At 36.3% G+C, this 26,369-nt stretch carries 29 protein-coding genes and 2 other annotated features; of the genes, 19 read left to right on the top strand and 10 right to left on the bottom strand.

Annotation, left to right across the window (positions count from 1 at the left end):
- Window positions 1-65: 65 nt before the first annotated feature.
- The 4 genes from AC1M36_RS16240 (at window position 66) to AC1M36_RS16225 (ending at window position 3,583) form a co-directional block, all read left to right on the top strand.
- Entirely contained in the window at window positions 66-500 is a 435-nt protein-coding gene (locus AC1M36_RS16240; protein ID WP_336453378.1) for a DUF3920 family protein, read from the top strand.
- Between the two features lie 114 nt (window positions 501-614).
- Window positions 615-1,025, top strand: coding sequence for a MarR family winged helix-turn-helix transcriptional regulator (locus AC1M36_RS16235; protein WP_336453379.1), 411 nt, complete (start codon window positions 615-617; stop codon window positions 1,023-1,025).
- A gap of 49 nt (window positions 1,026-1,074) precedes the next feature.
- Window positions 1,075-1,773, top strand: a complete 699-nt coding sequence (locus AC1M36_RS16230; protein WP_336453380.1) for a pirin family protein — start codon at window positions 1,075-1,077, stop codon at window positions 1,771-1,773.
- 160 nt (window positions 1,774-1,933) lie between these two features.
- A complete protein-coding gene (locus AC1M36_RS16225) occupies window positions 1,934-3,583 on the top strand; it encodes a M4 family metallopeptidase (RefSeq protein ID WP_336453381.1) in 1,650 nt (549 codons plus the stop codon).
- 47 nt (window positions 3,584-3,630) lie between these two features.
- Here AC1M36_RS16225 and AC1M36_RS16220 read toward each other — a convergent pair whose 3' ends face one another.
- Complete coding sequence (locus tag AC1M36_RS16220; RefSeq protein ID WP_000076465.1) at window positions 3,631-3,945, bottom strand: metal-sulfur cluster assembly factor; 315 nt, start codon at window positions 3,943-3,945, stop codon at window positions 3,631-3,633.
- A gap of 138 nt (window positions 3,946-4,083) precedes the next feature.
- Between AC1M36_RS16220 and AC1M36_RS16215 the strand changes: the two genes are divergently transcribed.
- Window positions 4,084-5,169, top strand: a complete 1,086-nt coding sequence (locus AC1M36_RS16215) for a TIGR04053 family radical SAM/SPASM domain-containing protein (RefSeq protein ID WP_336453382.1) — start codon at window positions 4,084-4,086, stop codon at window positions 5,167-5,169.
- Window positions 5,170-5,384: 215 nt separating this feature from the next.
- Here the strand turns inward: AC1M36_RS16215 and AC1M36_RS16210 are convergent, their stop codons facing one another.
- The gene (locus tag AC1M36_RS16210; protein ID WP_336453383.1) at window positions 5,385-6,206 is read right to left on the bottom strand and encodes a class I SAM-dependent methyltransferase; all 822 of its coding nucleotides are present in this window, start codon (window positions 6,204-6,206) and stop codon (window positions 5,385-5,387) included.
- 117 nt (window positions 6,207-6,323) lie between these two features.
- Window positions 6,324-6,598, top strand: a binding site (T-box leader).
- Window positions 6,599-6,650: 52 nt separating this feature from the next.
- Here AC1M36_RS16210 and metG point away from each other — a divergent pair.
- Complete coding sequence (metG, locus tag AC1M36_RS16205; RefSeq protein WP_336453384.1) at window positions 6,651-8,285, top strand: methionine--tRNA ligase; 1,635 nt, start codon at window positions 6,651-6,653, stop codon at window positions 8,283-8,285.
- A 26-nt stretch (window positions 8,286-8,311) separates the two neighbouring features.
- Here the strand turns inward: metG and AC1M36_RS16200 are convergent, their stop codons facing one another.
- A complete protein-coding gene (locus AC1M36_RS16200; protein ID WP_479846042.1) occupies window positions 8,312-9,214 on the bottom strand; it encodes an EamA family transporter in 903 nt (300 codons plus the stop codon).
- Between the two features lie 460 nt (window positions 9,215-9,674).
- Between AC1M36_RS16200 and AC1M36_RS16195 the strand changes: the two genes are divergently transcribed.
- Window positions 9,675-10,289: a DedA family protein gene (locus AC1M36_RS16195; RefSeq protein WP_336453386.1), complete on the top strand. Its 615-nt coding sequence runs from the start codon at window positions 9,675-9,677 to the stop codon at window positions 10,287-10,289.
- Window positions 10,290-10,405: 116 nt separating this feature from the next.
- Here AC1M36_RS16195 and AC1M36_RS16190 read toward each other — a convergent pair whose 3' ends face one another.
- Window positions 10,406-11,182 carry a hypothetical protein gene (locus AC1M36_RS16190; RefSeq protein ID WP_336453387.1) on the bottom strand — a complete coding sequence of 259 codons (777 nt, stop codon included), beginning with the start codon at window positions 11,180-11,182 and terminating at the stop codon, window positions 10,406-10,408.
- Window positions 11,183-11,346: 164 nt separating this feature from the next.
- Between AC1M36_RS16190 and AC1M36_RS16185 the strand changes: the two genes are divergently transcribed.
- The 4 genes from AC1M36_RS16185 to AC1M36_RS16170 all read left to right on the top strand — a co-directional run bounded on the left by AC1M36_RS16185 (window position 11,347) and on the right by AC1M36_RS16170 (window position 13,651).
- On the top strand, window positions 11,347-11,565 hold the full coding sequence (locus tag AC1M36_RS16185) for a helix-turn-helix transcriptional regulator (protein WP_336453388.1): 219 nt from the start codon (window positions 11,347-11,349) through the stop codon (window positions 11,563-11,565).
- A gap of 164 nt (window positions 11,566-11,729) precedes the next feature.
- Window positions 11,730-12,263 (top strand): DUF3169 family protein, encoded by a 534-nt coding sequence (locus AC1M36_RS16180; protein ID WP_479846041.1) that lies wholly within the window; start codon window positions 11,730-11,732, stop codon window positions 12,261-12,263.
- A gap of 29 nt (window positions 12,264-12,292) precedes the next feature.
- Complete coding sequence (locus tag AC1M36_RS16175) at window positions 12,293-13,369, top strand: site-2 protease family protein (RefSeq protein WP_479846040.1); 1,077 nt, start codon at window positions 12,293-12,295, stop codon at window positions 13,367-13,369.
- A gap of 141 nt (window positions 13,370-13,510) precedes the next feature.
- Window positions 13,511-13,651 (top strand): DUF3985 family protein, encoded by a 141-nt coding sequence (locus tag AC1M36_RS16170; protein ID WP_336453390.1) that lies wholly within the window; start codon window positions 13,511-13,513, stop codon window positions 13,649-13,651.
- Between the two features lie 78 nt (window positions 13,652-13,729).
- Here AC1M36_RS16170 and AC1M36_RS16165 read toward each other — a convergent pair whose 3' ends face one another.
- Window positions 13,730-14,116 (bottom strand): DUF3938 domain-containing protein, encoded by a 387-nt coding sequence (locus tag AC1M36_RS16165; protein WP_336453391.1) that lies wholly within the window; start codon window positions 14,114-14,116, stop codon window positions 13,730-13,732.
- Window positions 14,117-14,481: 365 nt separating this feature from the next.
- Window positions 14,482-15,375, bottom strand: coding sequence for a YitT family protein (locus AC1M36_RS16160; protein ID WP_336453392.1), 894 nt, complete (start codon window positions 15,373-15,375; stop codon window positions 14,482-14,484).
- Between the two features lie 275 nt (window positions 15,376-15,650).
- On the opposite strand from AC1M36_RS16160, the gene AC1M36_RS16155 reads away from it, so the two are divergent.
- The 4 genes from AC1M36_RS16155 to AC1M36_RS16140 all read left to right on the top strand — a co-directional run bounded on the left by AC1M36_RS16155 (window position 15,651) and on the right by AC1M36_RS16140 (window position 19,880).
- Window positions 15,651-15,935: a hypothetical protein gene (locus AC1M36_RS16155; protein ID WP_336453393.1), complete on the top strand. Its 285-nt coding sequence runs from the start codon at window positions 15,651-15,653 to the stop codon at window positions 15,933-15,935.
- Window positions 15,936-15,963: 28 nt separating this feature from the next.
- The gene (locus tag AC1M36_RS16150; protein ID WP_336453394.1) at window positions 15,964-16,746 is read left to right on the top strand and encodes a membrane protein insertase YidC; all 783 of its coding nucleotides are present in this window, start codon (window positions 15,964-15,966) and stop codon (window positions 16,744-16,746) included.
- Window positions 16,747-17,169: 423 nt separating this feature from the next.
- Window positions 17,170-18,006 carry a hypothetical protein gene (locus AC1M36_RS16145; protein WP_336453395.1) on the top strand — a complete coding sequence of 279 codons (837 nt, stop codon included), beginning with the start codon at window positions 17,170-17,172 and terminating at the stop codon, window positions 18,004-18,006.
- A gap of 257 nt (window positions 18,007-18,263) precedes the next feature.
- Window positions 18,264-18,501 (top strand) — a binding site (T-box leader).
- 65 nt (window positions 18,502-18,566) lie between these two features.
- The gene (locus tag AC1M36_RS16140) at window positions 18,567-19,880 is read left to right on the top strand and encodes an APC family permease (RefSeq protein WP_479846039.1); all 1,314 of its coding nucleotides are present in this window, start codon (window positions 18,567-18,569) and stop codon (window positions 19,878-19,880) included.
- A 103-nt stretch (window positions 19,881-19,983) separates the two neighbouring features.
- Here AC1M36_RS16140 and AC1M36_RS16135 read toward each other — a convergent pair whose 3' ends face one another.
- The gene (locus tag AC1M36_RS16135) at window positions 19,984-20,232 is read right to left on the bottom strand and encodes a PepSY domain-containing protein (RefSeq protein WP_336453397.1); all 249 of its coding nucleotides are present in this window, start codon (window positions 20,230-20,232) and stop codon (window positions 19,984-19,986) included.
- Between the two features lie 252 nt (window positions 20,233-20,484).
- On the opposite strand from AC1M36_RS16135, the gene AC1M36_RS16130 reads away from it, so the two are divergent.
- Window positions 20,485-21,657: an MFS transporter gene (locus AC1M36_RS16130; protein WP_479846038.1), complete on the top strand. Its 1,173-nt coding sequence runs from the start codon at window positions 20,485-20,487 to the stop codon at window positions 21,655-21,657.
- Window positions 21,658-21,907: 250 nt separating this feature from the next.
- On the opposite strand, the gene AC1M36_RS16125 is transcribed toward AC1M36_RS16130, so the two are convergent.
- Together AC1M36_RS16125 and AC1M36_RS16120 are read right to left on the bottom strand one after the other, a co-directional pair.
- Window positions 21,908-22,666: a TrmB family transcriptional regulator gene (locus AC1M36_RS16125; RefSeq protein ID WP_336453399.1), complete on the bottom strand. Its 759-nt coding sequence runs from the start codon at window positions 22,664-22,666 to the stop codon at window positions 21,908-21,910.
- Window positions 22,667-22,797: 131 nt separating this feature from the next.
- Complete coding sequence (locus AC1M36_RS16120) at window positions 22,798-23,433, bottom strand: adhesin (RefSeq protein ID WP_336453400.1); 636 nt, start codon at window positions 23,431-23,433, stop codon at window positions 22,798-22,800.
- Window positions 23,434-23,621: 188 nt separating this feature from the next.
- Here AC1M36_RS16120 and AC1M36_RS16115 point away from each other — a divergent pair, with 188 nt between their 5' ends.
- Window positions 23,622-23,924 (top strand): MTH1187 family thiamine-binding protein, encoded by a 303-nt coding sequence (locus AC1M36_RS16115; RefSeq protein ID WP_001018864.1) that lies wholly within the window; start codon window positions 23,622-23,624, stop codon window positions 23,922-23,924.
- 114 nt (window positions 23,925-24,038) lie between these two features.
- Window positions 24,039-24,284: a YusU family protein gene (locus tag AC1M36_RS16110; RefSeq protein WP_336453401.1), complete on the top strand. Its 246-nt coding sequence runs from the start codon at window positions 24,039-24,041 to the stop codon at window positions 24,282-24,284.
- A 136-nt stretch (window positions 24,285-24,420) separates the two neighbouring features.
- Here the strand turns inward: AC1M36_RS16110 and AC1M36_RS16105 are convergent, their stop codons facing one another.
- Window positions 24,421-24,948, bottom strand: coding sequence for a GNAT family N-acetyltransferase (locus tag AC1M36_RS16105; protein ID WP_336453402.1), 528 nt, complete (start codon window positions 24,946-24,948; stop codon window positions 24,421-24,423).
- Window positions 24,949-25,430: 482 nt separating this feature from the next.
- On the opposite strand from AC1M36_RS16105, the gene AC1M36_RS16100 reads away from it, so the two are divergent.
- Window positions 25,431-26,348: a proline dehydrogenase family protein gene (locus tag AC1M36_RS16100; RefSeq protein WP_479846037.1), complete on the top strand. Its 918-nt coding sequence runs from the start codon at window positions 25,431-25,433 to the stop codon at window positions 26,346-26,348.
- Window positions 26,349-26,369: the final 21 nt, after the last annotated feature.

The raw sequence follows: 26,369 nt of genomic DNA, 5'->3' as shown, positions 1-26,369 counted from the left end.
TTATTTTTTTTCGTATTGTGGCATATGTATAGGAAAAGGGATTTTAGAAAGGAGAATGGAGGTCAATGGAACTCCAGTTTCAAAACGTATATCAGCAAGCTGGGAATTGGTATGTGCTGGATTCAGAATTTCCGTGGGATATTCAGCAGGTGCAAAATGATGTGTTTTCATTAATTGAGAAGCGCGACATTCCAGTTGTTTTTTGCGATACGTGTGATACAAATGATGTGCTCGTGAACTTAGGAGAAGAAGAGGAAGAATTTTTATTTCCTTTAAACGGTTTTTATCATAAAGAAAGACAAATGATTTTTGTTTGCATGTGGGAACAATATGAACAAGTGCTCAAAACTTTATTACACGAGTTTCGTCATTCTATGCAGCATGAAAACAATGTATTGTATATCGAAAAAGAAGTATACGAAGCACGTTGGATTGAAAGGGATGCTAGGACATTTGCTGAACGTAAAATGAATGAATATATGCGCAGGAATATAAACTAAAGTATAGTGGTGGGAACATCATTATACTTTTCCTTTCTACTTACTAGAATAAAGTAGTTGACAATTACATAGTTTAGTTCTAAACTATGTATATCAAGCAAGCGAGGTGATGAAATGAAAGCAGAAGAAAGACTTGGGTTGTTATTATGGTTTCGTTTATCACGTTTTTATAACAGGAGCATTCGCGAGACAAATCAACATTTGAAAGAGTGGAGTTTATCAGCTGCTCAGTTTGATGTGTTAGCCCAAATCGGAGGAAACGATCGCTTAACGCAGCAGGAGCTTGGAAAAAAGCTATTTGTTACAAAAGGGAATATTACGCAGCTTTTAAATAAGATGGAACAACTAGGTTGGATTAAGCGAGAACAAGAAGGGACTACGAAATATCTTTCGTTAACAGAAAAGGGAAAAACTTTATATGAAGAAACTGTTCCGCCGCAAGAAACGTTTCAAGCAGAACAATTTAATAAATTAGATCATAATGAACAAAAACAATTATTAGAATTACTGCGAAAGTTACAATAAAAAATTTTAAATAAATATCTCGAATTCGAGATAATATGAGGTGAAGGATATGTTTAAAAAAATTGATCATAAAAATATGGGAAGAGCAAATCATGGCTGGTTAAATACACATTTTCATTTTTCATTCGCAGATTATTACAACCCAGACAATATGCACTTCGGGGCACTTCGCGTTATTAATGATGATTTAGTAGCAGCGCAAACAGGATTTGATATGCATCCGCATCGTGATATGGAGATTATTTCTTACGTTGTAGATGGTGAATTAACACACCAAGATAGCATGGGAAACCGCGGTACGATTGAGCGGGGACATGTACAATATATGAGTGCTGGTACAGGTGTATTTCATAGTGAACATAATTTAGGAAATGAGACATTACGTTTATTACAAATTTGGATTTTACCAGATCGTGCTGGTCACAAGCCAAACTATGGTGAGTTTAAATTTGATTGGAACAAGCGTGAAAATGTATGGTTCCATATGGTTTCTCCGGTTGATGGCGGTGCACCAATTGCTATTCATCAAGATGCAAACTTATACTCTCTATCGTTAGAAGCAGGAAAAGAAATTAGCTTACCTGTTGATGAAGGGCGTCAAGTGTACCTTGTACAAATTGAAGGAAGTGGCGTAGTAAATGGTGAAACACTTGTGATGCGAGATGCAGCAGAAGCAGTTGAAGAAGACATTCGCATTCAAGCAAAAGAGCAATCACATTATTTAGCGATTGAGATGAAAAAACAATAATGAGTGAATGAAAAGAGAGTGTCTAATGTGACACTCTCTTTTTTGAGGGGATGAAATTATAAGAAAAATGTTTCTCAATATTTTTTTGGCAGGAGATATTTTCCTTTTTTTGAAATGTATAAGAGTGTCAAAAAATTTTTGGGGAATGGGGAGTGTTAGATTGAAAAAGCAAGTCGTTTCATCAGCATTAGCTTTATCCGTTATCGCCTCAGGTTTTGGAGCATTTGGAGCAACAAACACAAAAGCGGCAGAAGGGCAAATTCAATATCACCAAGAATTTAAAACACCAGCTTACATAGGTGAGGAATGGAAAGCACCAGAAGGATTAGATAAAAAAGAAACAGTATTTCAGTATTTAGAAAGCAAAAAGGATATGTTTAAACTAGCAGGAAATATAGAAAGTCATTTTAGTGTTGTAGGGGAAGAAAAGGATGCTGAATCGGGTACAACACACGTGAAACTAGTAGAGAAACATAATAATATTCCTGTGTATGGATCTGATCAAACAGTTGCGCTTGATAAAGACAATAATGTGAAAGCATTCTTCGGGCAAGTTATCCCGAATTTAGAAGATAAAAATATTCCAGCTGCAGCGAGCATTACCGATGAGAAAGCGGTAGAAATTGCGAAAGCTGATATTGAGAAAGAAATTGGCAAAGTAAATCAATATGATGGTGTGAAAAAAGATTTATATGTGTATGAAAAAGATGGGAAATATTATCTTTCATACCTTGTAAAAGCATCTGTTTCAAAACCAGCTCCGGGTTACTGGCATTACTTTGTTGATGCAACAAATGGAAATGTGATTGAGAAATATAATGCAATCGATCATATTACTGGTTTTGGATATGGTGTGCTAGGAGAAAGACAATCATTTGAAATTGCTCAAGATGAAAAAACAGGAGCATTTAATTTATTTGATGGTAAACGTGGAAATGGTGTTCATACATTTGATGCACAAAATATGGATGAGAACTTGTTTAATCTCTTCTCACAATGGTTTGGATATACAGGTGAAGAAGTAGAAAGTAAATCGAAGTTCTTTGAAGATAAAGCTGCTGTTGATGCGCATGTAAACGCAGGAAAAGTATATGACTATTATAAAAAGGTATTTAACCGTAATTCTTTTGATAATCAAGGTGCGAAGTTAATTTCTTCTGTTCACGTAGGGGAAAATTGGAATAACGCTGCGTGGAACGGGATACAAATGATGTATGGAGATGGGGATGGAAACACATTTATTCCATTATCTGCAGGTCTAGATGTTATTGCCCATGAGTTAACGCATGCTGTAACAGAGCACACAGCAAATCTTGTATATAAAGATGAATCTGGTGCACTAAACGAATCGTTATCAGATATTTTTGGTGCGATGGTAGACCGTGATGATTGGGAGCTCGGAGAAGATATTTATACACCAGGTAAACCAGGAGATTCACTACGTTCCTTAAGTGATCCTGCTTCTATTCCAAACCCATTAAAACCAACTGAAGGCTATCCAGATCATTACGACAAACGTTATAAAGGAACAGCTGATAACGGCGGCGTTCATATTAACAGTAGTATCAATAATAAAGCAGCATATTTAGTGTCTGAAGGTGGCACTCATTATGGTGTGAAAGTAAATGGCGTTGGCCGCGAAGCTACAGAAAAAATTTATTACCGTGCGCTTTCAAAATATTTAACTGCAAACTCTAACTTTAAAATGATGCGTCAAGCTGCAATTCAATCTGCGACAGATTTATATGGCAAAAACTCTAAAGAAGTACAAGCTGTAACGAAAGCTTATGATGCAGTTGGTGTAAAATAAGACGTGAAAAAGACCTGACTTTATAAAGTCAGGTCTTTTCTTATTAACTAATCGCGAATGCCCAGTGCGATTTTCGCCATACGTGACATACGCTCTTTTGACCAAGGTGGATTCCAAACCACATTGACCTCGATTTCATTTACTTCTGGTACATTTGTCGATAATACTTTTTTGACATCTGATACGATCTGCCCCGCCATCGGGCAACCGATAGAAGTCATCGTCATTGTAATAACAGCATTATTATTTTCATCTGCTGTAACGTCATATACTAATCCAAGATTAATGATATCAACGCCTAATTCAGGATCAATAACCGCTTCTAAATTGGCATATAATTTCTCTTCGAATTCTTGCGACATGCACAACACTCCTAATATTAATGATATTCATTCTCATTATAAAGGAAATAAGATAAAGATGCAGTGAAATAGCTCACAGTGTTTTTTAGAATCTTCCCTATACTGATTATAAGTATGTAGGGAGGAGCGAGATGGAAAATGAATTATGATGAAAATCCTTTTATTGTGATATGGGAGGTTACACGAGCTTGTGAACTAAAGTGTTTGCATTGCCGAGCTGAAGCGCAGTATAGGAGAGACCCGAGAGAATTGACTTTTCTTGAAGGGAAGAGATTAATTGATGAAATATATGAAATGAATCAGCCAATGCTAGTTTTCTCTGGTGGGGACCCGCTTATGAGAAAAGATATTTATGAACTAGCAGATTATGCAGTGCAAAAAGGATTACGCGTTTCGATGACGCCTAGTGCGACTCCAAATGTGACGAAAGAGGCAATTCGAAAAGCAAAAGAGGTTGGGCTTGCTCGCTGGGCTTTTAGTGTGGATGGTGCTACAGCTGAGACACATGATCGTTTTCGCGGCGTGGCAGGGTCTTTTCAGCTTACGATGGATGCGATTCAATATTTAAATGAGCTACAGATTCCTGTGCAAATCAATACCACTATTTCTAAGTACAATATTCATGAAGTAGAAGAGATGGCGGCGCTTGTTGAAAAGTTAGGTGGTGTACTATGGAGCGTGTTTTTCCTTGTTCCAACTGGAAGGGGAAGTGTAGAAGATATGATTTCACCAGTAGAACATGAACTTGTATTTCGTAAATTATATGAAATAGGGAAAAGGGCTTCATTTGATATAAAGACAACAGCTGCGCAGCATTATCGGCGCGTTATCATGCAACAAAGAAAGAATCGAGAAATTCGTTATGAAGATGCCCTTCAAAATGGCTTAACCGGCAAAATTGATGGCTTAGGACGAGCACCAAAAGGCGTGAATGATGGCAACGGTTTTGTTTTTATTTCACATATTGGCGATGTGTATCCGAGCGGGCTATTACCAATTCAAACTGGAAATGTGAGAGAAAAACGTTTACGGGATATTTATCGTCACTCCCCAATTTTTCAAGCATTACGTAATCCAGATGGCTATAAAGGGAAGTGTGGGAAGTGTGAATACCGCTATATTTGTGGTGGTTCTCGTTCAAGAGCATATGCGATAACTGGTGATTATTTAGAAAGCGAACCTTATTGTGTATATGTACCGAAAGCTTTACGAAGAAAAATGTGAAATTCCTATTGTCTTTTTAGGATACATCATGTATACTTCTAATTAGTTGATAACGATTATCAGTATCAACTAAACATTACTCTTCGTTATGTTGGTCATACCCCTTTTGACTGCGTAAGTCAGAGACAAAATGTTGAAATACCTTGTGTCCTATTCTACAGAATTATGGTAATCTCCAACCTCAACTTATATGCGTTAAGCATGCAAAAAGGATCCTATCCGTGAAGGGATCCTTTTTTGCATGCTGTTGTCGTAATTAACGTGTAAAGTCCTGGAATACGTTCTTCCATTCCTTCTGGGGCTGAAGAAGGAAAGACCCAGCGTTGATGTGGACCATGCTCTTCAATAAGCTTTTCAATGCGTAGATTTGCCCCTGCAACTTCTGTAATAATTTCTCCTAACGTCCAGCGGCGAATCATCGTTTTAGGAAGTGATTCTTGCTGCGCTTTATCAAGTAGAATGCTATAAGCAACGTTATCCTCTATTACTTCTTCAGAGAAATAATCTCCGCTTGCCTTAAACTTTTGATCATCTATTGCTAATAATTTTGTATAAAGAGGATGATAGTCACGAAGGATAAAAGTCCCATCGTCTTTTAGAAGTCTTGAGATTAATTTGAAAAGTGGCTTGAGATCTAAAAAGTAATGAAGTACACCGAGTTCTAACAAAACAACATCAAATGTTGGAGAAGGTGTGATTTCTAGTACATCTGAAACGATATATTCGATAGATACTCCTGCGGCGTTTGCGAGCTCATTTGCATATTTGGCGTTGCTCTCAGAAATATCTACAACAGTGACGTCAGCACCTAATAATGCGAGTGCGACAGCTTTATTGCCTTTAGAGCCAAGTAAATTGATGATTCGTTTCCCTTTGGGGTTTTGTATATAAGGTAAGTAGTAGGCTACTTCATGAGCAGGATCTTGCATAAGTTTCTTTGCGTATTCTTTTGGAATGCCATGCCGATTTGTCCATGCTTCATAGGCTGCTGCACTCCAGCCTTTTTTATTCATTGTGCTTAATTGCTTTTGATTCAATAGAACTCCTCCTTTTTCTGAACATATAAATATTCGGAAGGGGTTTTCTATTTCCTTTTTTTCTCTAAATAAAAAATTGATTTTTCTGTAGTTTAGTCGTAAAATACGTGTTATATATGAAAAGCGTTGAAAAGGAAAAGTAGAATGAAACCATTCTTTCCAGAGAGCTTCGGGAGCTGAGAAGAAGCAAGAATATTCATTTGAACAATGGCCTTTGAGCTGCGTCCTGAACTTATCAAATGATAATAGTAGGCGGCGACGAGAGTTGGTTCTCGTTATCAAAACCACAGTATAAGAGTGTAAGTAATGCTCCGTACTTGATGAGGTCGGTTATGTGAATAGCTGGCGAAATAAGGTGGTACCGCGACTGTTTATAAAGCCCCGCCCTTATCTTTTCTGAAGATAGGGGCGGGGCTTTTTTATATTTAAAAGGAGGAATAGATGATGAGTATTTTTATTGGAGGCGCTTGGCCGTATGCGAATGGATCGTTACATCTTGGTCATGTTGCGAGTTTATTACCAGGGGACATTTTAGCGCGTTATTATAGAGCGAAAGGTGAACAGGTCCTTTATGTATCAGGTAGTGATTGTAATGGAACACCAATTGCGATTCGGGCCAAACAAGAGGGAGTTAGCGCAAAAGAAATTGCAGACCATTATCATGAAGAATTCCAGCGATGTTTTCAGCATCTTGGGTTTACGTATGATTGTTATACACGTACAGATACACAGCACCATCATGAAACGGTACAGAAGATTTTCTTACGCTTATTAGGAGAAGGATTCATTTATAAAAAGACAGTTGAACAAGCATATTGCGAAACATGTACACAATTTTTGCCGGATCGATATGTAGAAGGAATTTGTCCACATTGTCAGGAACCAGCACGCGGGGATCAATGTGATGCGTGCTCAGCCATTTTAGATCCGCTTGATTTATTAGAAAAGAAATGTAAGTTATGCGGAAGTACACCAGCAGTTAAGGAAACAGAGCATTTCTACTTTGCGTTGCATAAATTTCAGGAGCAGATGAAAGATGCAGTAGCGGTTGCGAAACAAAAAGGAGCATGGCGTGATAATGCGGTTCAACTAACAGAGCGTTACTTACAAGAAGGATTACAGGACCGAGCTGTATCACGTGATTTACCAATTGGAGTACCAATTCCAGTTAAGGGATATGAGGATAAGAAAATCTATGTGTGGATTGAAGCAGTGTCAGGTTATTATTCAGCAAGTAAACGATGGGCTAAAGAAACAGGGAAAGATGATGGGGAGTTCTGGAGTAGTAGTGCGAAGACATACTATGTGCACGGGAAGGACAACATCCCGTTCCATTCTATTATTTGGCCAGCTGTATTACTTGGGATAGGAGAAAAGGCGATCCCGCGTCATATCGTTTCAAATGAATATTTGACTGTTGAGAAACGAAAATTATCGACAAGTAAAAACTGGGCGGTATGGGTGCCGGATATATTAGAGCGATATAATCCAGATTCGATTCGTTATTTCTTAACAATTAATGCACCAGAAAATCGTGATACTGATTTTTCTTGGCGCGAATTTATTTATAGCCATAATAGTGAGCTTTTAGGGGCATATGGGAATTTTGTAAATCGTACACTAAAGTTCATTGAGAAATATTATGATGGTGCTGTGCCAAAAGGTCATGTGAATTTAGAATTGCAAGAAAGAGTGGAGGGATTATATCGCAGTGTAGGACGTGCAATTGAGCAAGCTCATTTTAAAGTAGCGTTAGAAACAATCTTTGAAACGGTACGCTTTGCCAATAAATATTTTGATGAAGAGCAACCTTGGAAACAAAGAGAGGAAAACCCTGCTGCTTGTGAAGAGACGATTTACACCTGTGTATACTTGATTGTGAACTTTGCGCAGTTACTTGAGCCATTTTTACCTTTTTCTAGTGAAAGGGTGCGGAACATATTATCTATTTCGAGTGTGAGCTGGGAATGTAAGAATGTGTTGCCAAAGCAGATTGGTCATGTACAGCCATTGTTTGAAAGAATCGATGTGAAACAAATTGAAAGGGAAGTAGAAAAGCTGTACGGAGCATTAAAGTAAAAAAGAGCACATGATGTGCTCTTTTTTTAGGCGCTTTGTTCTATATTACGTTTCTTCTCTTTTCGTACAATAAGAAATTGCGGTGTGAAAATACCGATTAATATACAAAGGATACCAAGCCATTGTAATAGCGATACGACTTCATGAACAAGTGTAATGGAAGCGATGATTGCTGTTGGTAATTCAGCTGCTCCTAAAATCGTTCCAAGTCCTATTCCTACTTTTGGTACGCCAATGGAGAAACAAATGACCGGTACAACAACACCGAAGAGTCCAAGGACGAATGCATATTTCCATAATCCAGCTTGCAAGGCACCGTCTGTTAAGAAGGTTGGCGGGAAAATTAAGCAAACGATAAGTGTAGCGCTTGTTGTCATCAGAAAGCTTTTCGTATACGGTGGTACATTTGTAGCAACGCGTCCGCTTGCAAAAATATAAAAGGAAAAAGAAACAGCGGCTAATAGTCCAAAAATAATGCCTTTTGTAGAGAAGTTTTGGCCAAGACCTTCGAACACACCACCTGCAAGTAATGTTCCGGCAAATAAAATGATAATCGAGATCACCTTTTCGCGACTTGGTAATGTTTTGTTCGCGATTGCTTCAATGACTACCCCAATCCATGTAAATTGAAAGAGTAAGACAACGGCAATAGATGCTGGTAATTCTTCTACAGAAATAGCGTAGAAAATTCCAGTCATACTCATTGTTGTTCCGACAGCCAATAAGGAAAATGCTTGTTTTTTCGAGATTTTATGACGTGAAAAGAAAAGAACGAGTAATAAAAGTCCGACCCAGCCAAATACATATTGTCCACCTAATAGCTCATGCGCAGAAAACCCATTCATAAAGCCCAGCTTGAAAATTGTCGAAAGTACGCCATAGCTGCAGGCACCAAATAAAACTAATAATGAAAACTTAAATTTCTCCACAAAAAATCCTCCTTTATAAATAAAAAACGCCCGCTGTCCAGTTCAGGACAACGGGCGAACGAAACAGAGTGGAAACTCTACAAAATTCCGCCACTCACAATCTTGTGTGAGTTTGGGTATAAAACATTGGATAATTATTATAACTCTAGTTTATAGCAATCTCTTTTAGATTTTCAATTAAAAATAAAGATAAATGAACTTTTTTAAAGTTAACTATGCGAAAATAAGAGAAAAACGCAATTTTTTCGTATATAATAAAGGAGAAATGAAAAAATTTGCAAATATATAATAGATATTAGGAGAATTTGCATGAATATGGATTATTTTAGTACTTTCCTTACAAAAATGTAATCTAAATGTAAGTTATTGTGATAGTTATTTCGACATTTTTTTTATACAATAATAGTAACAGTTTGTGCGTGGTAAATGCTGTAGATAAGACAGAAAAGGAGAGATCGACATGGAATGGATTCATGAATTATTTCAGCAATACGGCTATTATGTTGTACTTGTAGGATTGCTGTTAGAATATATTGCGCTTCCGTTTCCTGGAGAGCCGACATTAGCATATGCAGGTTTTTTGGCGCATAAAGGAGATTTACAATTACCACTTTTAATTATTTTGTCATTTATTGGTACAAGCGTTGGAATGACAATTCAGTACCTTTTAGGGAATAAACTTGGTATGCCTTTTGTGCAGAAATATGGGAAGTATGTGTTTTTAACACAAAGAAAAATTGATTTAACGAGAATGTGGTTCGATAAATATGGATATTTTCTTATTTTCATCGGCTTCTTTATTCCAGGCGTACGTCACTTTACTGGATACTTTGCAGGGATTATTAATTTACCGTTCCGCCGCTTTGCGATTACGATCTACTCTGGCGCTCTATTCTGGGTATCTTTCTTCTTAATCGGCGGTTATTGGTTAGGTGGAAACTTACATGATATATTTGGAGTACTTGGACAGCACATCGGGAAAATTATTTTCGGAGTGATTGTCATTGTAGCTATTACGTTAGGGGTTCGTTTCCGCAAGCAATTAAAACGCGTATTTGTACAAAGCGCAAATTAATATGGAATCCATTCTATGTCGAAAATTGGAAAGAGCAGTGCTTATAAGCACTGCTCTTTTTTATCGTTTTAACCGAGAAGACAACCTCTTCTAAACGAAGTGAAGGTGAAGGGAGTTCAATGTACTTTCCAGCTTGCTTTTATTTTCCCTTTCAGGTTGTGGCCAGCCACTACAATATAATATGTTCCCGTTTTAGTTACTGAAAGTAAGTAAGTATTTTCGTTTATTTCTGAAACAGGTTCGCTTCTGCTAAATTCGCTAGAAAAACGAAGGCCGTGACCATAGTTCCTATTTTCCTCGATAAGAAATTGAATATTGATTTCAAGTGCCTCTCCTTTTTGAGCGTGAATAGGAATTTTATGTTCGCCGTTCAAATATGAAAAAGTTGCTTCAAATTCATTTTTTGTAGTGTGTTCTACCCAGTGTTCTTTCTTTGTAAAATCAATTGAAGCAATTGTAATAAATAAAGCGGGAATAATGATAGAAGCTATATAGCGAAACCATTTAAATTTCTCTCCGATAAGAGTGCATAAGTAAAAGTAAATCGCACAGATTGCTCCGATAGAACCGGCAATGAAAAAGAAAATAATGTGTTCATCGTAAAATAATTGAAAAGGGAGAAAGTAGAGATAACCGCACATGATGTAGAGCAAGCTCTTTTTTATCATGCTTGTTTGTTTTGAACTTAGCTTATCAATTAAGAGCGAGCATAAGATTGCATAGAAGAAAAGCGCATAAGTCCAAGGGTTATATAGGGCGTTACATATAAAGTCTGAGAGCTCATATAAATCAAATTCATTTGTTAGAAAGAAAAGTATTCCAAAAGAAAGATAGAGAATAAAAGCTGCTGAAAGTTTGATGAGAAGATAAGAAAAAATCGATTTTTTCTCCATATTTCACCTCGCATATTATGTATTTTAAATATATTATATAAAATTTCTTAGTATGAATGTATAGTTGAATTTGCCATATATTAATGTCAAAATGACAATGATAATTGACAAATGTAAGGATATTATTTACAATTTTAATTAAATAAATGAAAAAGAGGTTAGATATGAAGCTTCAAAATCGAGTGAGGGAATTCAGGGCGAAGCACCGAATGTCACAAGGTGAGTTAGGGAAAGTAATTGATTCATCGCGGCAGACGATTAGCTTAATTGAGCGAGGTGATTATGCGCCATCGATTGTTTTGTCGCTTAAGATTGCGCAAGTTTTTGGGGTACCGGTGGAAGAGATATTTACGTTAGTTGAGGGGGAAGAAGATGGAGAGTAGGATAAAAGATACAATGTTTTTTTATTATAAAATTCTTGTTGTCTATGCTAGTGGGTTTAATCGTTGGATACATACTAGTTCATTATTTTGATGTTAGGTCAACCAAAGATGATTCTTATGTCGCAATAGCTGCGCTGTTTATGTTTTGTACAGCGGGGTTATTCTTGTTTGGAAAGAATGTGCGAACATTAGCAAAGTTACGTGATGAAGAAGAAAGTATACAGGGGCGTAGACTAGGGACTATGCTCATTTATTTACGTATAAGTGAAGTTATTGTATGGTCTTGGGCGAGTTGTGCTGCGATTATGTATTATCGATCATTTACAGATGGAACTCCGTCGTTATTTGAAATTGTAAACTTTGTTATAGCTACTGTATGTTTGATTCTTGTTATATGGAGTGGCTTTATTATGAAGAATCGATATAATAAGTTATACCCAGAACAATCCGTTACATATTCACAATCCATGGAAATGTGGGCGAGAAATGCAGATGAGGGACAAAAGCATATCGTTCATGAAGCGGGTTACAAGGCATATCAATTTACAAATGGTGTGCTTGCATGGGCATGGATTCTGTCAATTGGTTATACAGTTGTAAGGGAAGCGGATTTCTTTCTAATTGGTATTATTTCACTTGTTTGGATACTACATATCGGGAAATACATGTATGAAATGCATAAAAAAATGATTTATTAATGTTAAAGATTATAGAGGAGAGAAAAGCGGTGGACATTTTGAAAAGGCCTGTTTTTTCTATAGTTATTGCTTTTGCTTGTTCAGTGATATATGGATGGATTAGGCCGGAAAAAACACAAGGTTTATTGGAACTATGGGGAGTATTAGTTATTCTGGTGCTTGTTCTTGCCATTCATGAACTGGGGCATGTTATTTTTGGTTTGTTAAATGGTTTGCAATTTAAATTTATGACGGCAGGACCTATTACGATCCAAAAAGAAGAGGGGAAAATGCGGATAAGAGAAAATAAAAGGTGGATGTATTTTGGTGGCGTTGCAATGTTATTGCCTCCTTCTGTATATACACCAAACCTTTCAAAAAAATGGGCATGGATGACTTTAGGTGGACCGCTAACAAGTTTTGTGTGCGGCGCTGTATCAGGCTACATATACATGGTGAGTTATTATCAATTCCTTTTATATTTTTCTGTACTCCATTTTGTAATCTCTTTGGCCACAGCGATTCCGATGAAGGGAATCATGCTTAGTGATGGCAAGCAATTTTTAATTTTAATTAAAGGTGATGAGAAGGCTCGGCAGCATTTGCATAGTATTCAAGTATCCAGCGCGCTGTTAAGTTCAAAAAGGCCAAAAGATTGGGATGGTAAGATAGTAGAAATAAGTGCAGAAAAAATAAAGAGTAGCAAAGATGTAAGGAAAATAATGAGTGACCTTATGCTTGTGTTCTATTACCGCTGTGAAAGAGAAGGAATGAAAAAAGGCATAACTTGCTTAGAGCGAGTTCTACAAACACCTGTTACAAAAGAAAATAAATATTTTGTCAGTGGTTTTCATAGTTGGTATCTGTTATATAAGGTGCTATATGATATGGACGATGTTTCTCTACATGATATGAAGCAGCATGCTCATGCTATAACGAAATTAGATCCACATAGTTATTATCGTGCACAGGCGATTTTGAAATATTTGCAGGAGGATATGGGCTCCTTTCATACATATTTAAGGAAAGCAGAAAAAGAGTTAAAGGATGCTGAAAAGAGTGGAATAGGCTGTTTGCAATTAGAGAGGGAATGGCTTGAGAAGTTGCAAAAGAAACTAGTAGTCTAGTAAAAGGAAAGAGGATATCTTACGCTGAGTAAGATATCCTCTTTCCTTTATGTAAATTTATTAGGTTTCACAAATGAAATGAGAAGAGTAGAATGAAGGGACTTCCTATAAGAAGAAGAGAACGTTGTGGAGGCAGTACATATGGGTATTTTGACGCTTATTTTGCTACTATTGCTTATTTACGTGTTCTGTAAAGTGACGTATGTAGCACTGAAGCTGTTAGCGATTGTGTTAATTATTGTATGTATCGTTCAGTTTGGAGAGAAGTTGCTTGGGCTCTGAGGGGCGTGTTGTGCTTTGTCGAACGGTCGATATATTGAAAAAAGAGGCTAGAAGATTTATCTTCTAGCCTCTTTTCTATTAAGAATTACTTTCGACTCCTCGACCAGTTTCTTCTTCTGGGTCTTGCAATAGATTAAATACATCTGCTAAGCAAAATGCGATAAACCAAGTCCAAAGACCGTGGAAGAAAGCTGAGCTTAATTGAAGTGGTAATGTATAATTTGTCATGGAGTAGGAAATACATCCTCCGACGATTCCGATCATTGTTAATAGCATTGTTTTTTGAGCATTTTCTTCTGGATTAAAGAGGAAGAAAATGTATCCACCTAATATTGAAGCGCTTACAAGTGATTCGATTCCATTAAAAACGATATGTTCTCCAAGCTGAATGTTTGTCCAGAAGCAAATCGTACCACCGATGATAGCAAACAGTACAGCTACTATATAGCGTATATTTTGATTCATATGTTCATCTCCTTATATAATAAGATGATTTGGAAGTCAAAAAGGTAGGTATAATAGAAGTGAGTGTTAGTTGTACGTATCTTTTTTATAAAAGATTAAAGAAGAATAACTAAGATGATCGGCTTTTTTAAACCGTTTCTTGTATGATGTGATAATAATTAGTTATTACGCAAACTTGCATTGAGATATACCCGACTTCTCGTTTCTTTTTGCTTATAAAAGTAAGAGAAACTCCCAAGTCTATACATTCTTTTTTGTAAGTCTTATTGTATTATAGCATATTTAACGAGAGAATAATAGAATTATCTGATTTTGTAATAAGTGTAAAAGTAAAAGCGCAAGGAATTCTAGTTCCTTGCGCTTTCTTATATACGTTTGAAACGTCCAACGATTTCAACGGTTTCTGTAATATTCATAAACGCATGATTGTCGACGTGACGAATAATGCGCTTTATTTCTCCTAACTCGTAACGAGTTACGACAGTGTAAATCATTTTTTTCTTATGGTTGGTATAGCCGCCGACAGCGTCTACCATCGTCACACCACGTATGCCGTGATGCAGTAGTGCGCTTTTAATTTCCTCGCCTTTTTCTGTAATTGTCATGATCGTTAATTTAATGTGTTTTGTATGCACAGCATCGATTACCTTGCTGACAACAAAACGGCTAATTAACGTATACAGTGTAATATCCCATCCGAAAATAAAGCCAGCAACCACAAGCAAGACTAAGTTGAAGCCAAAAATAATAGCGCCAATCGAAATGTCTTTATATTTCGCTACAATCAATCCAACAATATCAAATCCACCAGTCGAAGATGCAAATCGGAATATAATCCCTGAGGATGCACCACAGATAACGCCACCAAATACCGAAGAAAGTAAAATATCATCTGATACTTGATGTACGGGGATAATGTTCATGGCAAGTGATGATACTGCCACGAAGTAAGCTGTTAAGAAAGTTGTTTTCTTTCCTAAGTAAAAATGACTTAGAACAAGTAGTGGGATGTTTAGTAAAAAGATAAGTGCACCGATATTATAGTGCATTAAATAACCGATAATCATCCCTACACCAGCGAAACCACCGCTAATCATATTATGCGGGATAAAAAACATATTCATAGAAATAGCATACAAAATGGAAGCTACAAAAATAACAATCAACTGTATTATAAATTCTAAATGAAATGTTCTAGCTGCTGGGAAGGATAAAAAGGCGGTGTCGGGAACGTAATCGGCGTCTCCTAATTGACCCATAGTATGTTTCATCTCCATATTCGTTTTTGATTACAAGAAGAGAATAATGCTTTTTTCAAAAACTGGCAATAGTTTTATTATAATGCAAAAATTTTATAAATTTCTAACAAATCAAACCTATTCAGTTATGTGTGTGAATATACTAAAGAAAGCGAATACAATGTTTTTTTGTATCGTTTTTGTGAGAGAATATGCAAAACTTTTTTTTGAAAATAAAAGGAAATAGAGAACGCTTGGAGAATGTGCTAGAATGAACGTATTAAGGATGTGAAGCGATGGAGTTTTTATTGCAAGATTTGGGTTTATATATAACTTTTGTAACGACAGCGCTTTGTTTATTAGAAGTCTTTTTTCTTGCTAATATTTCTCGCTTTGTACGGCAGCAAGCATCAAGCGGTAGACAAAGGGCTTTCGCACTAGTTGATACATGTGAAGAACATATAGGAAATACGTCGCTTTTTTCCACCTTCTATAAATATGGAATGATTCGGTCGGTTCGTAGACAAGAATCGAGCGGAGAGAGTGACGAGGTTGGCCCGTATACACCAATGTTTCGCTAACTAATTACGAAACATTGGAGGAATGAACATGTTAAAATCATACCGAGCTGTGCTCGTTAGTTTATCATTATTATTTGTTTTTGTTTTATCTGGATGTAGCAATGCGGCACCAATTGATGCAAATAGTACGGGGATTTGGGATCACTATTTTGTTTACCCAATTTCACTTATGCTTCAATTTGTGGCTCATCATGTACCTGGCGGAAGCTTTGGGATTGCGATTATTATCATTACGCTTTTGGTTCGCTTAGCGATGATTCCATTAGCTGTCTCGCAATATCGCAGTCAAATGAAAATGAAAAAGATGCAGCCAGAGCTGCAGAAACTGAAAGAAAAACATGGTGATGTAAGCAAAGATATTGAAAAACAAAAACAATATCAAAAAGAAATGTCAGAACTAATGAAAACAGGCGGTTGGAATCCACTAGCTGGTTGCTTACCACTTTTGATACAAATGCCGATTTTCTCAGCATTGTATTATGCGATTAGCCGAACTGAAGAGATTCGTACATCTTCATTTTTATGGGTAAACTTAGGACATGCAGATCCGTATCATATATTACCGATTCTTGCAGCACTAACCACGTTTATTCAAATGAAAATTATGCAGTCTAGTGCATCGGCAGGAGAGCAAGTTCCAATGCTTAAAATGCAGCAATTCATGATGCCGGCAATGATTTTATTTATGGGATTTGCCGCACCATCAGGACTTGTGTTGTACTGGGTTACAGGTAACATATTTACAATGGTGCAAATGATTGTATTACGAAAAGTGATGGAACGTGAAGAAGGACAATTACAAAATGCATAAAAGAAAGCCACTCTAATTTAGGAGTGGCTTTTTCAGTTTGTCGGGAAATAGGAGCTAGGAGGCTCCTATTTTTTGTTGTTATTTGTCGGTTGATCGATATTCTTTGTCGAATTGCTGATATATTCGAATTTGCGCTGATATATGGTGGGAAATGTTCGATATATTTGAAAAATCGCCGATAAAATTTCATTCACCATTTTATACGAAATACCCTTGGCAGTTCACTATAGTTTTTCTTATAGTTTTGTAACATTTCCCTTTTAACATGGCATGAGAAAGCTGCTCTAATTAAGGTTTGCTACCATATATACAATCAGAATTTCTTTTAGAAGTAGTTAAGGAAAAGTTAAGAAACCAACTTTACTATATGCATTGTATACGAAAGTGTACATGTTTTTGAAAAGATGAGGGAGGAAAATTTCTATGAAGAAGAAAAAAACAGTTGGATATTTAGTAGCTGCCGGAGCTTTATCACTAGGAATCATAGGAGGAGCAAGTATCCCTGCGTTTGCGGCAACTAACGATGCAAATACTATATCAGAGGCGGAACAAACTACAAAAGAAAATACGAAGCGGAACTTAGATGAGGCCACGAAACAAAAAGTAAAAACAATTATGGAAGATATGAAAAAACAATTATCGGATTTAGGAGTGAACCTTCCGGAGAAAGGAAAATACAAGGAACTGTTCGCTAACTTAGATGATGCTACAAAAGAAAAAGTAAAAGCGATTATGGATCAGAAGAAATCGGGTACATTAACTCACGAGCAAGTAAAAGAGAAATTGTCAGAACTAGGTGTGAACCTTCCTGAAAAAGGGAAGCGTGGTGAGATGCTAGCAAACTTGGATGACGCTACAAAAGAAAAAGTAAAAGCAATTATGGATCAGAAGAAATCCGGTACATTAACACATAAGCAAGTAGAAGAGAAATTGAAGGAATTAGGTGTAACTCTTCCTGAAAAAGGGAAGCGAGGAGAAATGTTTGCGAATCTTGATGATGCTACAAAAGAAAAAGCAAAAGCGATCATGGAGCAGAAAAAATCTGGTACATTAACTCACGAACAAGTAAAAGAGAAATTATCAGAACTAGGAGTGAACCTTCTTGAAAAAGAGAAACACGAGGAAATATTCGTTAATCTTGATGATGCAACGAAAGAAAAAGCGAAGGTGATTATGGACAAAGCAAAAGCACAATTGACGGAGTTAGGTGTTGATTTTCCAAGTAAGGATAGTAAATTTTTAATGGAAAAAGGCGAATAGCGAATTGAAATATAGAAAAAATACAAACGATTGATAGAAGTCTCTTTCGTGTGGGCAACCGAAAGAAACACTAAAAATCTTATCTTAAGGATAGATTTCTCTCTTGAAGAAATCTGTCCTTTTTTATCGGAAATTAGAGAAATATATGAGGTTCTGTTATAATATAAGAGGAAATATTTTTTGTATGTTATATAAAAAAATATATTGATTATTTCTAAAAATTCAATATAATGAACAATAACTACAAAATTCGACATCAAGAAGTGATGATGAGGACACGATCAATTTTTTACGATTCTCAGAGAGGGAAGCCTTTGGCTGTGAGCTTCCTAATACGAAGAAATGGATTACCACCTCTGAACTGCAGCAGTGAATAAACATCTAGTAATTGCTTGCCGGCAAAAACCGTTATCTAGACTTGAGAAATTGGTGAAGTGTGTTTTATTTTATCAATTAAACAAGGGTGGAACCACGAATATAACACTCGTCCCTTTTTTAGGGAGGAGTGTTTTTTTATTTCATTTTTGCATCACACTAGAATTGGAAGGAGGATACGCAGCATGCATCATGATGAGAAAAACAAAATTGGTTTAACTGTAGCACTATCTATCGTTGTAGGGACTATTATTGGGTCTGGTGTATTTATGAAGCCAGGGAGCGTATTAGATTACTCAGGGAGTTCGAATATGGCAATCCTCGCTTGGGTAATAGGTGGATTGTTAACATTAGCTAGTGGTTTAACGGTAGCTGAAATTGGAGCGCAAATTCCGAAAAATGGTGGATTGTATACGTATTTAGAGGAAATTTACGGGAGCTTTTGGGGATACTTATCCGGTTGGATGCAAACAATTGTATATGGTCCAGCTATTATTGGGACATTAGGTTTGTATTTTAGTTCTTTAGTAATTAACTTTTTCTATTTAGATAAATTATGGAATTTACCGATAGCAATTGGAACAGTTGTATTTCTTGGTGTTGTAAATAGTATTGGAACAAAATATGGGGGGATTGTCCAAACCATTACGACAGTTGGAAAGATGATTCCAATCGTATTAATTGTTATGTTAGGTTTTTGGAAAGGGAATAGCGATATCTTTAATGTAGTTGTACCAATATCAGAAAATCAAAGTATTGGGATGGCGATTTTAGCAACGTTATTTGCTTATGATGGTTGGATTTTACTTGCTTCTATCGGCGGTGAAATGAAAAATCCAACAAAGTTATTACCTAAGGCGATGACAGTAGGGATTTTAATTGTAACAGCTGCTTACGTATTAATTAATTTGGCGTTATTAAAAGTATTACCAGCAACAAAGATTGTAGATCTTGGAGAAAATGCGACAGCGACAGCAGCAGGCATGCTCCTTGGGGAACATGGCGGGAAAATCATTAGTATCGGTATTATTATTTCTATTTTCGGTTGCTTAAACGGAAAGATTTTAACATTCCCGCGTATTCCAATGTCAATGGCAGAACGCGGACAACTTCCATTTTCTAAGTTTATTGCAAAAGCACATGAAAAATTTAAAACACCAGCAAATGCAATTACTGTTGAAATTATATTAGGGATTATTTTAATGATTATTAGTGATCCAAATAAGCTCTCTGAGATTTCTGTATTTATCATTTATATTTTCTATGTGATGACATTTATTGGGGTCTTCATTTTACGAAAACGTAATGAAGGGAAAGAACGCGCATACAGTGTGCCGCTATTCCCGATTGTACCAATCGTAGCAATTTTAGGGTCATTATTCGTAATTGGAAGTGCGATTATGAATGATCCGCTAAGCTGCTTCTTATCGATCGGAATGGTATTTACAGGCCTTCCTGTTTATTGGTATTTAAATAAGAAAAAAGAAACTGGTGTGTAAAGAATGAGGATGATATAGAGAAAAAACGCATGGAGCATTCATGCGTTTTTTTATTATCTTTATTCTGATAGTAAGAGCTTCATCTTCTTAAAAATACTTGGCTTTAGTCAAAATCATTTTCTTCTTCGATTTTTAAGATTTTTCCTGTTTTTGCGAGTATTTCTACCTCGAATAATCTGTTTTGTGGTGTCAAAATGAATATTTCATAAACTAAGACTCCATGTTCTAAATCCATGTCTACGTGTAGAATTTGCCCAGGTATTTGCTTTAGGGCGATTTCTTTTGCTTGTTGTAGAGTAATTCTTTGTCTAAATATAGGTGCTGGGTTACCATGATAGGCATTTCTATACATTGAAAAACCCCCCTCATTTAATCATGTTATTTATCCATATGTATTAGACAAGGCAGGGGTGCAGATAGATAAATTTCATTTCATCTTTCCCTATTCTTGTTCTTCATATTAGATGAAATCTAATATGTTTCCATTTTATTTGTAAAAAATTTCCGAAGGCATATAGGAGAATTTACACTTGATTGCTTTTGTTATTTTGGTTACTATGATTGTAGTAACCAATAGTGAACGAGAGAAAGTGTGGGGAAAAACTTGAATTTTCGTGTATATATTTTAGCCATTGCGGCATTCGTAGTCGGGACGGTTGAGTTAATTATTGGAGGAACGCTCGATTTAGTAGCGGATGATTTAGGTGTATCTATTAGTGCAGCGGGCCAGCTTATTACAATATTTTCGGTTGTATTTGCTCTATCAGGTCCAATTTTATTAGCGGTGACAGGGAAAATTGAGCGCAAAACATTATATATCGGGGCATTATCTATTTTTTTAATCGGAAATATTATTTCAGCGTTTAGTGTGAATTATGCGATGCTAATGTTCTCAAGGGTCATTTGTGCAGCAAGTGGCTCCCTAATCATTGCGTTATCGGTAACGCTAGCTTCTAGTGTTGTAGAACCTCATTTCCGTGCACGTGCAATCGGAATTATTTTTATGGGGATTAGTGGGTCGCTTGTACTTGGTGTACCATTAGGTCTTGTACTTGGGAATGCATACGGATGGCGTGCACCATTTGTTTTAATTTCGGTATTAACGGTTATAGCAATTGCTAGTATTTCTTTATTTTTAACAAAGGTTCCACTGGTAGCTGTATTGTCTATAAGAGAACAAATTGCTACTTTGAAAGATAAAAAAATCGTGAGTGCACAGTTAACATCGTTCTTATTTTTAACAGGGCATTTAACACTATATGCATATTTAACACCGTTTTTAAAAGATGTGATGCATGTAGAGGCAAACTGGATTAGCGTGTTTTACTTTATTTTCGGTATTGCAGCAGTAATCGGTGGTGGATTTGGTGGTTGGCTTGCAGATAAATGGGGATCGAAGAAAAGTATTATCTCTATTATTATCGTCTTTGCATGTGCCATCTTTATCTTACCGATGATGACATTCTCATTCCCGTTATTTATCATCATGATGGGAATTTGGAGCATGTTAAGCTGGGCTATTTCACCAGCTCAGCAAAACTATTTAATTGAAATTGCACCAGAATCAGCTGGTATTCAACAAAGTTTAAATAACTCAGCTCTTCATTTAGGTATTGCGCTTGGCTCAACAGTGGGCGGAGCTGTTATTGAACAATCGTCTGTTATATATAATGCTTGGGTAGGCGGCGGTTTTGTGATTTTAGCATTACTTTGCGCAATCTTTTCGATTACGAGAGGACAATCTACTCATGTAGCAAAGAAGGAATCTATCGTTTGATAGGTTCTTTTTTGTTTGTAATAAATTGAAGGGTACAGGGGGAAGGAGTGATGGTATATGGATTTTGAATCAACGATTGGCTTCTTTGCGATAGTGTTACCAGTTTTTTGATTGCTTTTGTACTGCGATGGATTCGTTTCCTCTATCATAATTCTGAGAAACAGGTGAAGCAAAATGAGCAAATTATTGAGCTGTTATCTGAGATAACAAAGCAAAATAAAAAATAGCAAAGGTAGATCCTTTGCTATTTTTAATATCTCAACTTCATTAAAATGCTTCGTATCTCTTCATCATTCATAAAAAGATCGTTATGCTTCTGTGTAATTTTTGCAAGAGCAACATCATGATAGAAGAACTCTGTAAAGAATTTCACGAATGGCTGGGACATTGTTTTCATTGCTTGCCATGATTCTTGCTCTACTCCAGCAAATAAAATTTCACGATCATCGATAATAAGAAGTAAGTAACGTTCTAACGCATTAGGTTCCTCGGTTGGGATAAGGAAATGAACGTTTTCAAGTTTTGTTTCTACATTACCGACTACAAGTGCCTCAATATCAACGCCTTGTTCTGCTTTTGTTTCAAGTAAAGGAAGATAATCCAAAAAGGTATCATTCCAAGCGGAAATACGGATAGACTGTTTCGCTTCTTCTACTAACTGTTTACTTTGTACTTGAATAGAAGATTGCATTTTTAAACTCCAAACACGATCATCTGTAAAAGAGCGCTTTGAAATGTTTGTTTGAAGTTCTTTAATATTCGATTGAAACTCTGTCGTTAATTTTTGAATGGCAAGGTCTAGTGGCAGGGCGGTATATAACTTTTTCTTTTCTGAGACGGAATCCATGACCATTCCTTTATCGATGAGGCGCGCTAATACCTCATATATTTTCGCTTTTGGAACACCTGAATGCTTTACAATCGTTGTTGCATCTAATGGTTCAACGCTTGAGACTACGACCTCATATGCTTGGCTTTCATATTGTGAGAAACCGAATTTTTGTAACATAATGCCTCCCGAACAAGATAGATTCTACTCTAAGAATAAAGAAGTATATGTATTTACACAAGTGCTTCACTTTTTAACGAGGAAAAAAGAAAGAATAGAGTCAGCCTGGACCCCTATTCTTTGCGGTGTGTTTAATTATGAAGCGCCTTGAACATGAGCGCACCATTACTTTCAGTAACAGTTAATGTACCGTTAATTGCTTGAGTTGAGAATTGCTTTGTTTGAAAGTAATCTTTTGAACCGAGTTTTTCTAATATGGTATTTAAATCTTGTTCGCTTAGAGATGAATCAAGCGAACGAATAACAGTTTTGATTGTGGAATAAAAGGCATCGATTTGTTCTTTAGATGTACCTGATCCAGCGATAGCAACAGCGGCAATACCACCAGTTGCTTTATAAATGGAAACGCCTAATCCAAATGTAGTATTAAATGTTCCGTTATATGTCGCGATTTGTGCTGTTTCAGTAAAGAGTTTAACGTTGCTGATGCTAATACCATTTGAACTGCCAACTGAGTTAATTGCATTTACTAGCTTTTGCATGATTTGGGCCGTATCTACTGAAGCTGGTGGTGGAGTTGGATTAGGTGGTGGAGTTGGGGTAGGTTGTGGGGTTGGACTAGGTGCTGGTGCTGGTTTTGGCTCCGGCTTTGGCTCCGGTTTCGGCTCAGTTTTTTCTACCGGTTTTGAGTCCTTCTGCCATATGTCACAAGCTGTTGTTCCAAATAGAAGAGGAATAGCTAATAAAGTAAGAAACAACTTTTTCATGTGTCCACTTCCTTTCAAAAGGATAAGGTGATTAAAAAAGGGTAACATCAATATATGCACAACAGATGAAGAAGGATTACTACGAATAAGCATATTATGAAAAATAAATTAAAAGTATAGTTATGGTTAGTAAAGTCGGAGAGAGTTTTGTACAATAGAAATGAAGCAAACATAGGAGGGAAACGATCATGGCAATTGTTGATGTGTCGATTATTCCAGTTGGAACAGGTAATCCAAGCGTAAGTGAATACGTAGCAGAAGTACAAAAAGTGTTAGAGAAAAATGCGGATCGCGTGAAGTATCAATTAACACCAATGAATACAGTAATTGAAGGGGATCTTCCTGTATTACTTGAAGTGATTCAACAAATGCATGAGGTACCATATACAAAAGGTGCAAAGCGTGTAGCGACAACAATCCGTATTGATGATCGTCGCGATAAAGAGAGCACAATGGAGAAAAAATTAAACTCTGTTCGATCAAAATTATAAGAAAAAGCAGCGATCTTCGCTGCTTTTTTATATGGATAAATTAGGCAAGAAGACTTTATTCGTGATACACTTTTTTAATATTAATGATGGAGATTGGAGAAGGAGGAAGAGAAGGTGAGTGACAAATTTAATGAACAGTTTGATGGCTTGCTTGAAAAGTATACAGAATTATTACTAGGAGAAAGCAGCGAAGAGAGGAAAGAGCAGGTGAAAAAGTGGGCACTGTACTCTTACATTGCAAAAACAATGCCAGCTTTAGTGAAACATTGGAATGAGACGTATCCAGATGGAAAAGAAGAAATAGTGAACTTAATTGCGGATATTAAAAGATTAAATGAAGAACATCGAAATCATAAATAAGCGTTAGAAATCATTTTGTAACTGTCGCATAAAGAGCTTGAGGAAAAATAGTCCTCAAGCTTTCATTTTTATTCCTGCTATTCCACTAAATTAGTCAATAACATGCAACAAAATACGTGTCTATAAAGGTATTGCTTTATGTTGTAGAAGCTATTTCTAAACGCCAATCATTGCATCGCATAATACTTCCTGGTGGATATTCAAAATTACACTCACTAATAAATAAGAAGCCGAGTTTTTTGCAAATAGCGTTTGAAGCAGGATTACTAATGGAAGGAAAGGCATGAATGAATCTGTGCTTTTGTTCCATTCTAGCATGAGCGATAGCTTGTTCAATGGCTTTTGTTGCGATTCCTCTACCTTGAAATGCTGGTAGGACACTCCATCCAATTTCGTACACGGTCTCTTCTTGCCAGTAGTTGTCCCAATAGCCAACACTACCAACAATTTCGAGTTGCGGGAGTAGGACGATGTTAAACATACGTCCGGTCCCAAGTCTACTAATCCTAAGGTACCGTTCGTGGCGAGCAAGGAGTTGTTCTTCGGTTTCAGGACCTCCTAGGTATTCTAACATTTCAGATGTATTCATAAGACGAAGTAAAGTAAGATTGGTATCGTTCCAAGGTTCAATCCGAACGTATTGTGCATTTATTCTTCCTGTCATTTTTCACACTCCAATTGTTATTTTCCACCCTGAAAAAATTGTATATGCAATGTAGGGTAGTACCTGTAAATGAAAACGGGATTCTATGTTTTTACACTTGCTATTCTTATTTCAACAGGGATCCTCTCCCACCTTTACACTTGATTTTTATAGGAGTGAATTAAGTGCACTCAGGCTCTTATATTTGTATTCATCTTCAGTCATATTAATATTTTTATATAATTTATGGGGAGAAGTAAGAGGTGTGATGAGTAGTGTCGAATTTTTATTTTTAGGCTAGTTATTCACTTGTTTTTCTAGTTTCTTTTTAAATGTCGAAAAATTTTTTTGGATATTTGAAAGCGACATTATAGGCTTTTAAACATTTTTATAGTATTTTATAAATTATCTAAATAATTATTTGTATCAAATAATTTTAAACAATGATATAATTTTGAAGAGGGGTAAAAAACAGATAAAGTACAGTCATAGGGGTGAATTACATGGAACAATTAATGCGCAATTCGTTTCTTTTTTTATCAAAAAATAAAGCGTTAACAAAACTGGCTAAGAAGTACGGTTTACGCTTTGGTGCAGGGCGCTTTGTCGCAGGGGAGACAATTGATTTAGCTGCTGCAGCAATTAAACAATTAAACAAGCAAGGCCTTTGTGTAACAATCGATTATTTAGGTGAGTTCGTTGATAATGAAGCGGAAGCAAATGAAATGGCGAACCAATCGATTGAAGCAATTCGCGCAATTGGACGTGAAAAACTAGAGTCACAGCTTTCTTTAAAGATGACTTCTATGGGATTAGATATCTCAGATGAAATCGTAATGAATAATATGCGCCGCATTTTAGAGGCTGCAAAAGAAAACGGCGTGTTTGTTACGATTGATATGGAAGACTATACGCGCTGCGGGAAAACAATTGATATCTTTAAGCAATTAAAATCTGAATACGATAATATCGGTACTGTTATTCAAGCGTACCTATATCGTACAGAAAAGGATATTGAGGATTTAAATGCATATAGCCCAAATTTACGTCTTGTAAAAGGCGCTTATAAAGAATCTGAAGAAGTTGCGTTCCCGGAAAAGAAAGATGTAGATGACAATTATAAGAAAATTATTAAAATGCACTTATTAAATGGAAACTATACTGCTATTGCTTCTCACGATGAGGCAATTATTGAATATACGAAGAAACTTGCCGAAGAACATAATATTTCACGTGATCAATTTGAATTCCAAATGCTATATGGTATTCGTACAGAACGTCAGCTTGAGCTTGTAAAAGAAGGCTATAAAATGCGTGTTTACGTACCATATGGAAATGACTGGTATGGTTATTTCATGCGCCGCCTAGCAGAACGTCCAGCAAACGTTGCGTTCGTTTTAAAAGGAATGATCAAAAAATAACCAAGGAGAAACATACTCCTT

The organism is Bacillus sp. Medicinal_06 (assembly GCF_056711665.1).
This window is presented reverse-complemented; position numbering and strand designations above follow the sequence as displayed.

What these genes read in the sequence shown, in the direction of transcription:
- AC1M36_RS16215 (WP_336453382.1), top strand. Translation starts at nt 4,084, where the DNA reads ATGAATTATGATGAAAATCCTTTTATTGTGATATGGGAGGTTACACGA.
- AC1M36_RS16135 (WP_336453397.1), bottom strand. Translation starts at nt 20,232, where the DNA reads ATGTATAGAAATGCCTATCATGGTAACCCAGCACCTATATTTAGACAA.
- AC1M36_RS16125 (WP_336453399.1), bottom strand. Translation starts at nt 22,666, where the DNA reads ATGTTACAAAAATTCGGTTTCTCACAATATGAAAGCCAAGCATATGAG.
- AC1M36_RS16220 (WP_000076465.1), bottom strand. Translation starts at nt 3,945, where the DNA reads ATGTCGCAAGAATTCGAAGAGAAATTATATGCCAATTTAGAAGCGGTT.
- AC1M36_RS16190 (WP_336453387.1), bottom strand. Translation starts at nt 11,182, where the DNA reads ATGGAGAAAAAATCGATTTTTTCTTATCTTCTCATCAAACTTTCAGCA.
- AC1M36_RS16160 (WP_336453392.1), bottom strand. Translation starts at nt 15,375, where the DNA reads ATGGGTCAATTAGGAGACGCCGATTACGTTCCCGACACCGCCTTTTTA.
- AC1M36_RS16185 (WP_336453388.1), top strand. Translation starts at nt 11,347, where the DNA reads ATGAAGCTTCAAAATCGAGTGAGGGAATTCAGGGCGAAGCACCGAATG.
- AC1M36_RS16115 (WP_001018864.1), top strand. Translation starts at nt 23,622, where the DNA reads ATGGCAATTGTTGATGTGTCGATTATTCCAGTTGGAACAGGTAATCCA.
- AC1M36_RS16105 (WP_336453402.1), bottom strand. Translation starts at nt 24,948, where the DNA reads ATGACAGGAAGAATAAATGCACAATACGTTCGGATTGAACCTTGGAAC.
- AC1M36_RS16145 (WP_336453395.1), top strand. Translation starts at nt 17,170, where the DNA reads ATGAAGAAGAAAAAAACAGTTGGATATTTAGTAGCTGCCGGAGCTTTA.
- metG (WP_336453384.1), top strand. Translation starts at nt 6,651, where the DNA reads ATGAGTATTTTTATTGGAGGCGCTTGGCCGTATGCGAATGGATCGTTA.
- AC1M36_RS16140 (WP_479846039.1), top strand. Translation starts at nt 18,567, where the DNA reads ATGCATCATGATGAGAAAAACAAAATTGGTTTAACTGTAGCACTATCT.
- AC1M36_RS16155 (WP_336453393.1), top strand. Translation starts at nt 15,651, where the DNA reads ATGGAGTTTTTATTGCAAGATTTGGGTTTATATATAACTTTTGTAACG.
- AC1M36_RS16230 (WP_336453380.1), top strand. Translation starts at nt 1,075, where the DNA reads ATGTTTAAAAAAATTGATCATAAAAATATGGGAAGAGCAAATCATGGC.
- AC1M36_RS16195 (WP_336453386.1), top strand. Translation starts at nt 9,675, where the DNA reads ATGGAATGGATTCATGAATTATTTCAGCAATACGGCTATTATGTTGTA.
- AC1M36_RS16240 (WP_336453378.1), top strand. Translation starts at nt 66, where the DNA reads ATGGAACTCCAGTTTCAAAACGTATATCAGCAAGCTGGGAATTGGTAT.
- AC1M36_RS16120 (WP_336453400.1), bottom strand. Translation starts at nt 23,433, where the DNA reads ATGAAAAAGTTGTTTCTTACTTTATTAGCTATTCCTCTTCTATTTGGA.
- AC1M36_RS16235 (WP_336453379.1), top strand. Translation starts at nt 615, where the DNA reads ATGAAAGCAGAAGAAAGACTTGGGTTGTTATTATGGTTTCGTTTATCA.
- AC1M36_RS16170 (WP_336453390.1), top strand. Translation starts at nt 13,511, where the DNA reads ATGGGTATTTTGACGCTTATTTTGCTACTATTGCTTATTTACGTGTTC.
- AC1M36_RS16100 (WP_479846037.1), top strand. Translation starts at nt 25,431, where the DNA reads ATGGAACAATTAATGCGCAATTCGTTTCTTTTTTTATCAAAAAATAAA.
- AC1M36_RS16150 (WP_336453394.1), top strand. Translation starts at nt 15,964, where the DNA reads ATGTTAAAATCATACCGAGCTGTGCTCGTTAGTTTATCATTATTATTT.
- AC1M36_RS16165 (WP_336453391.1), bottom strand. Translation starts at nt 14,116, where the DNA reads ATGAATCAAAATATACGCTATATAGTAGCTGTACTGTTTGCTATCATC.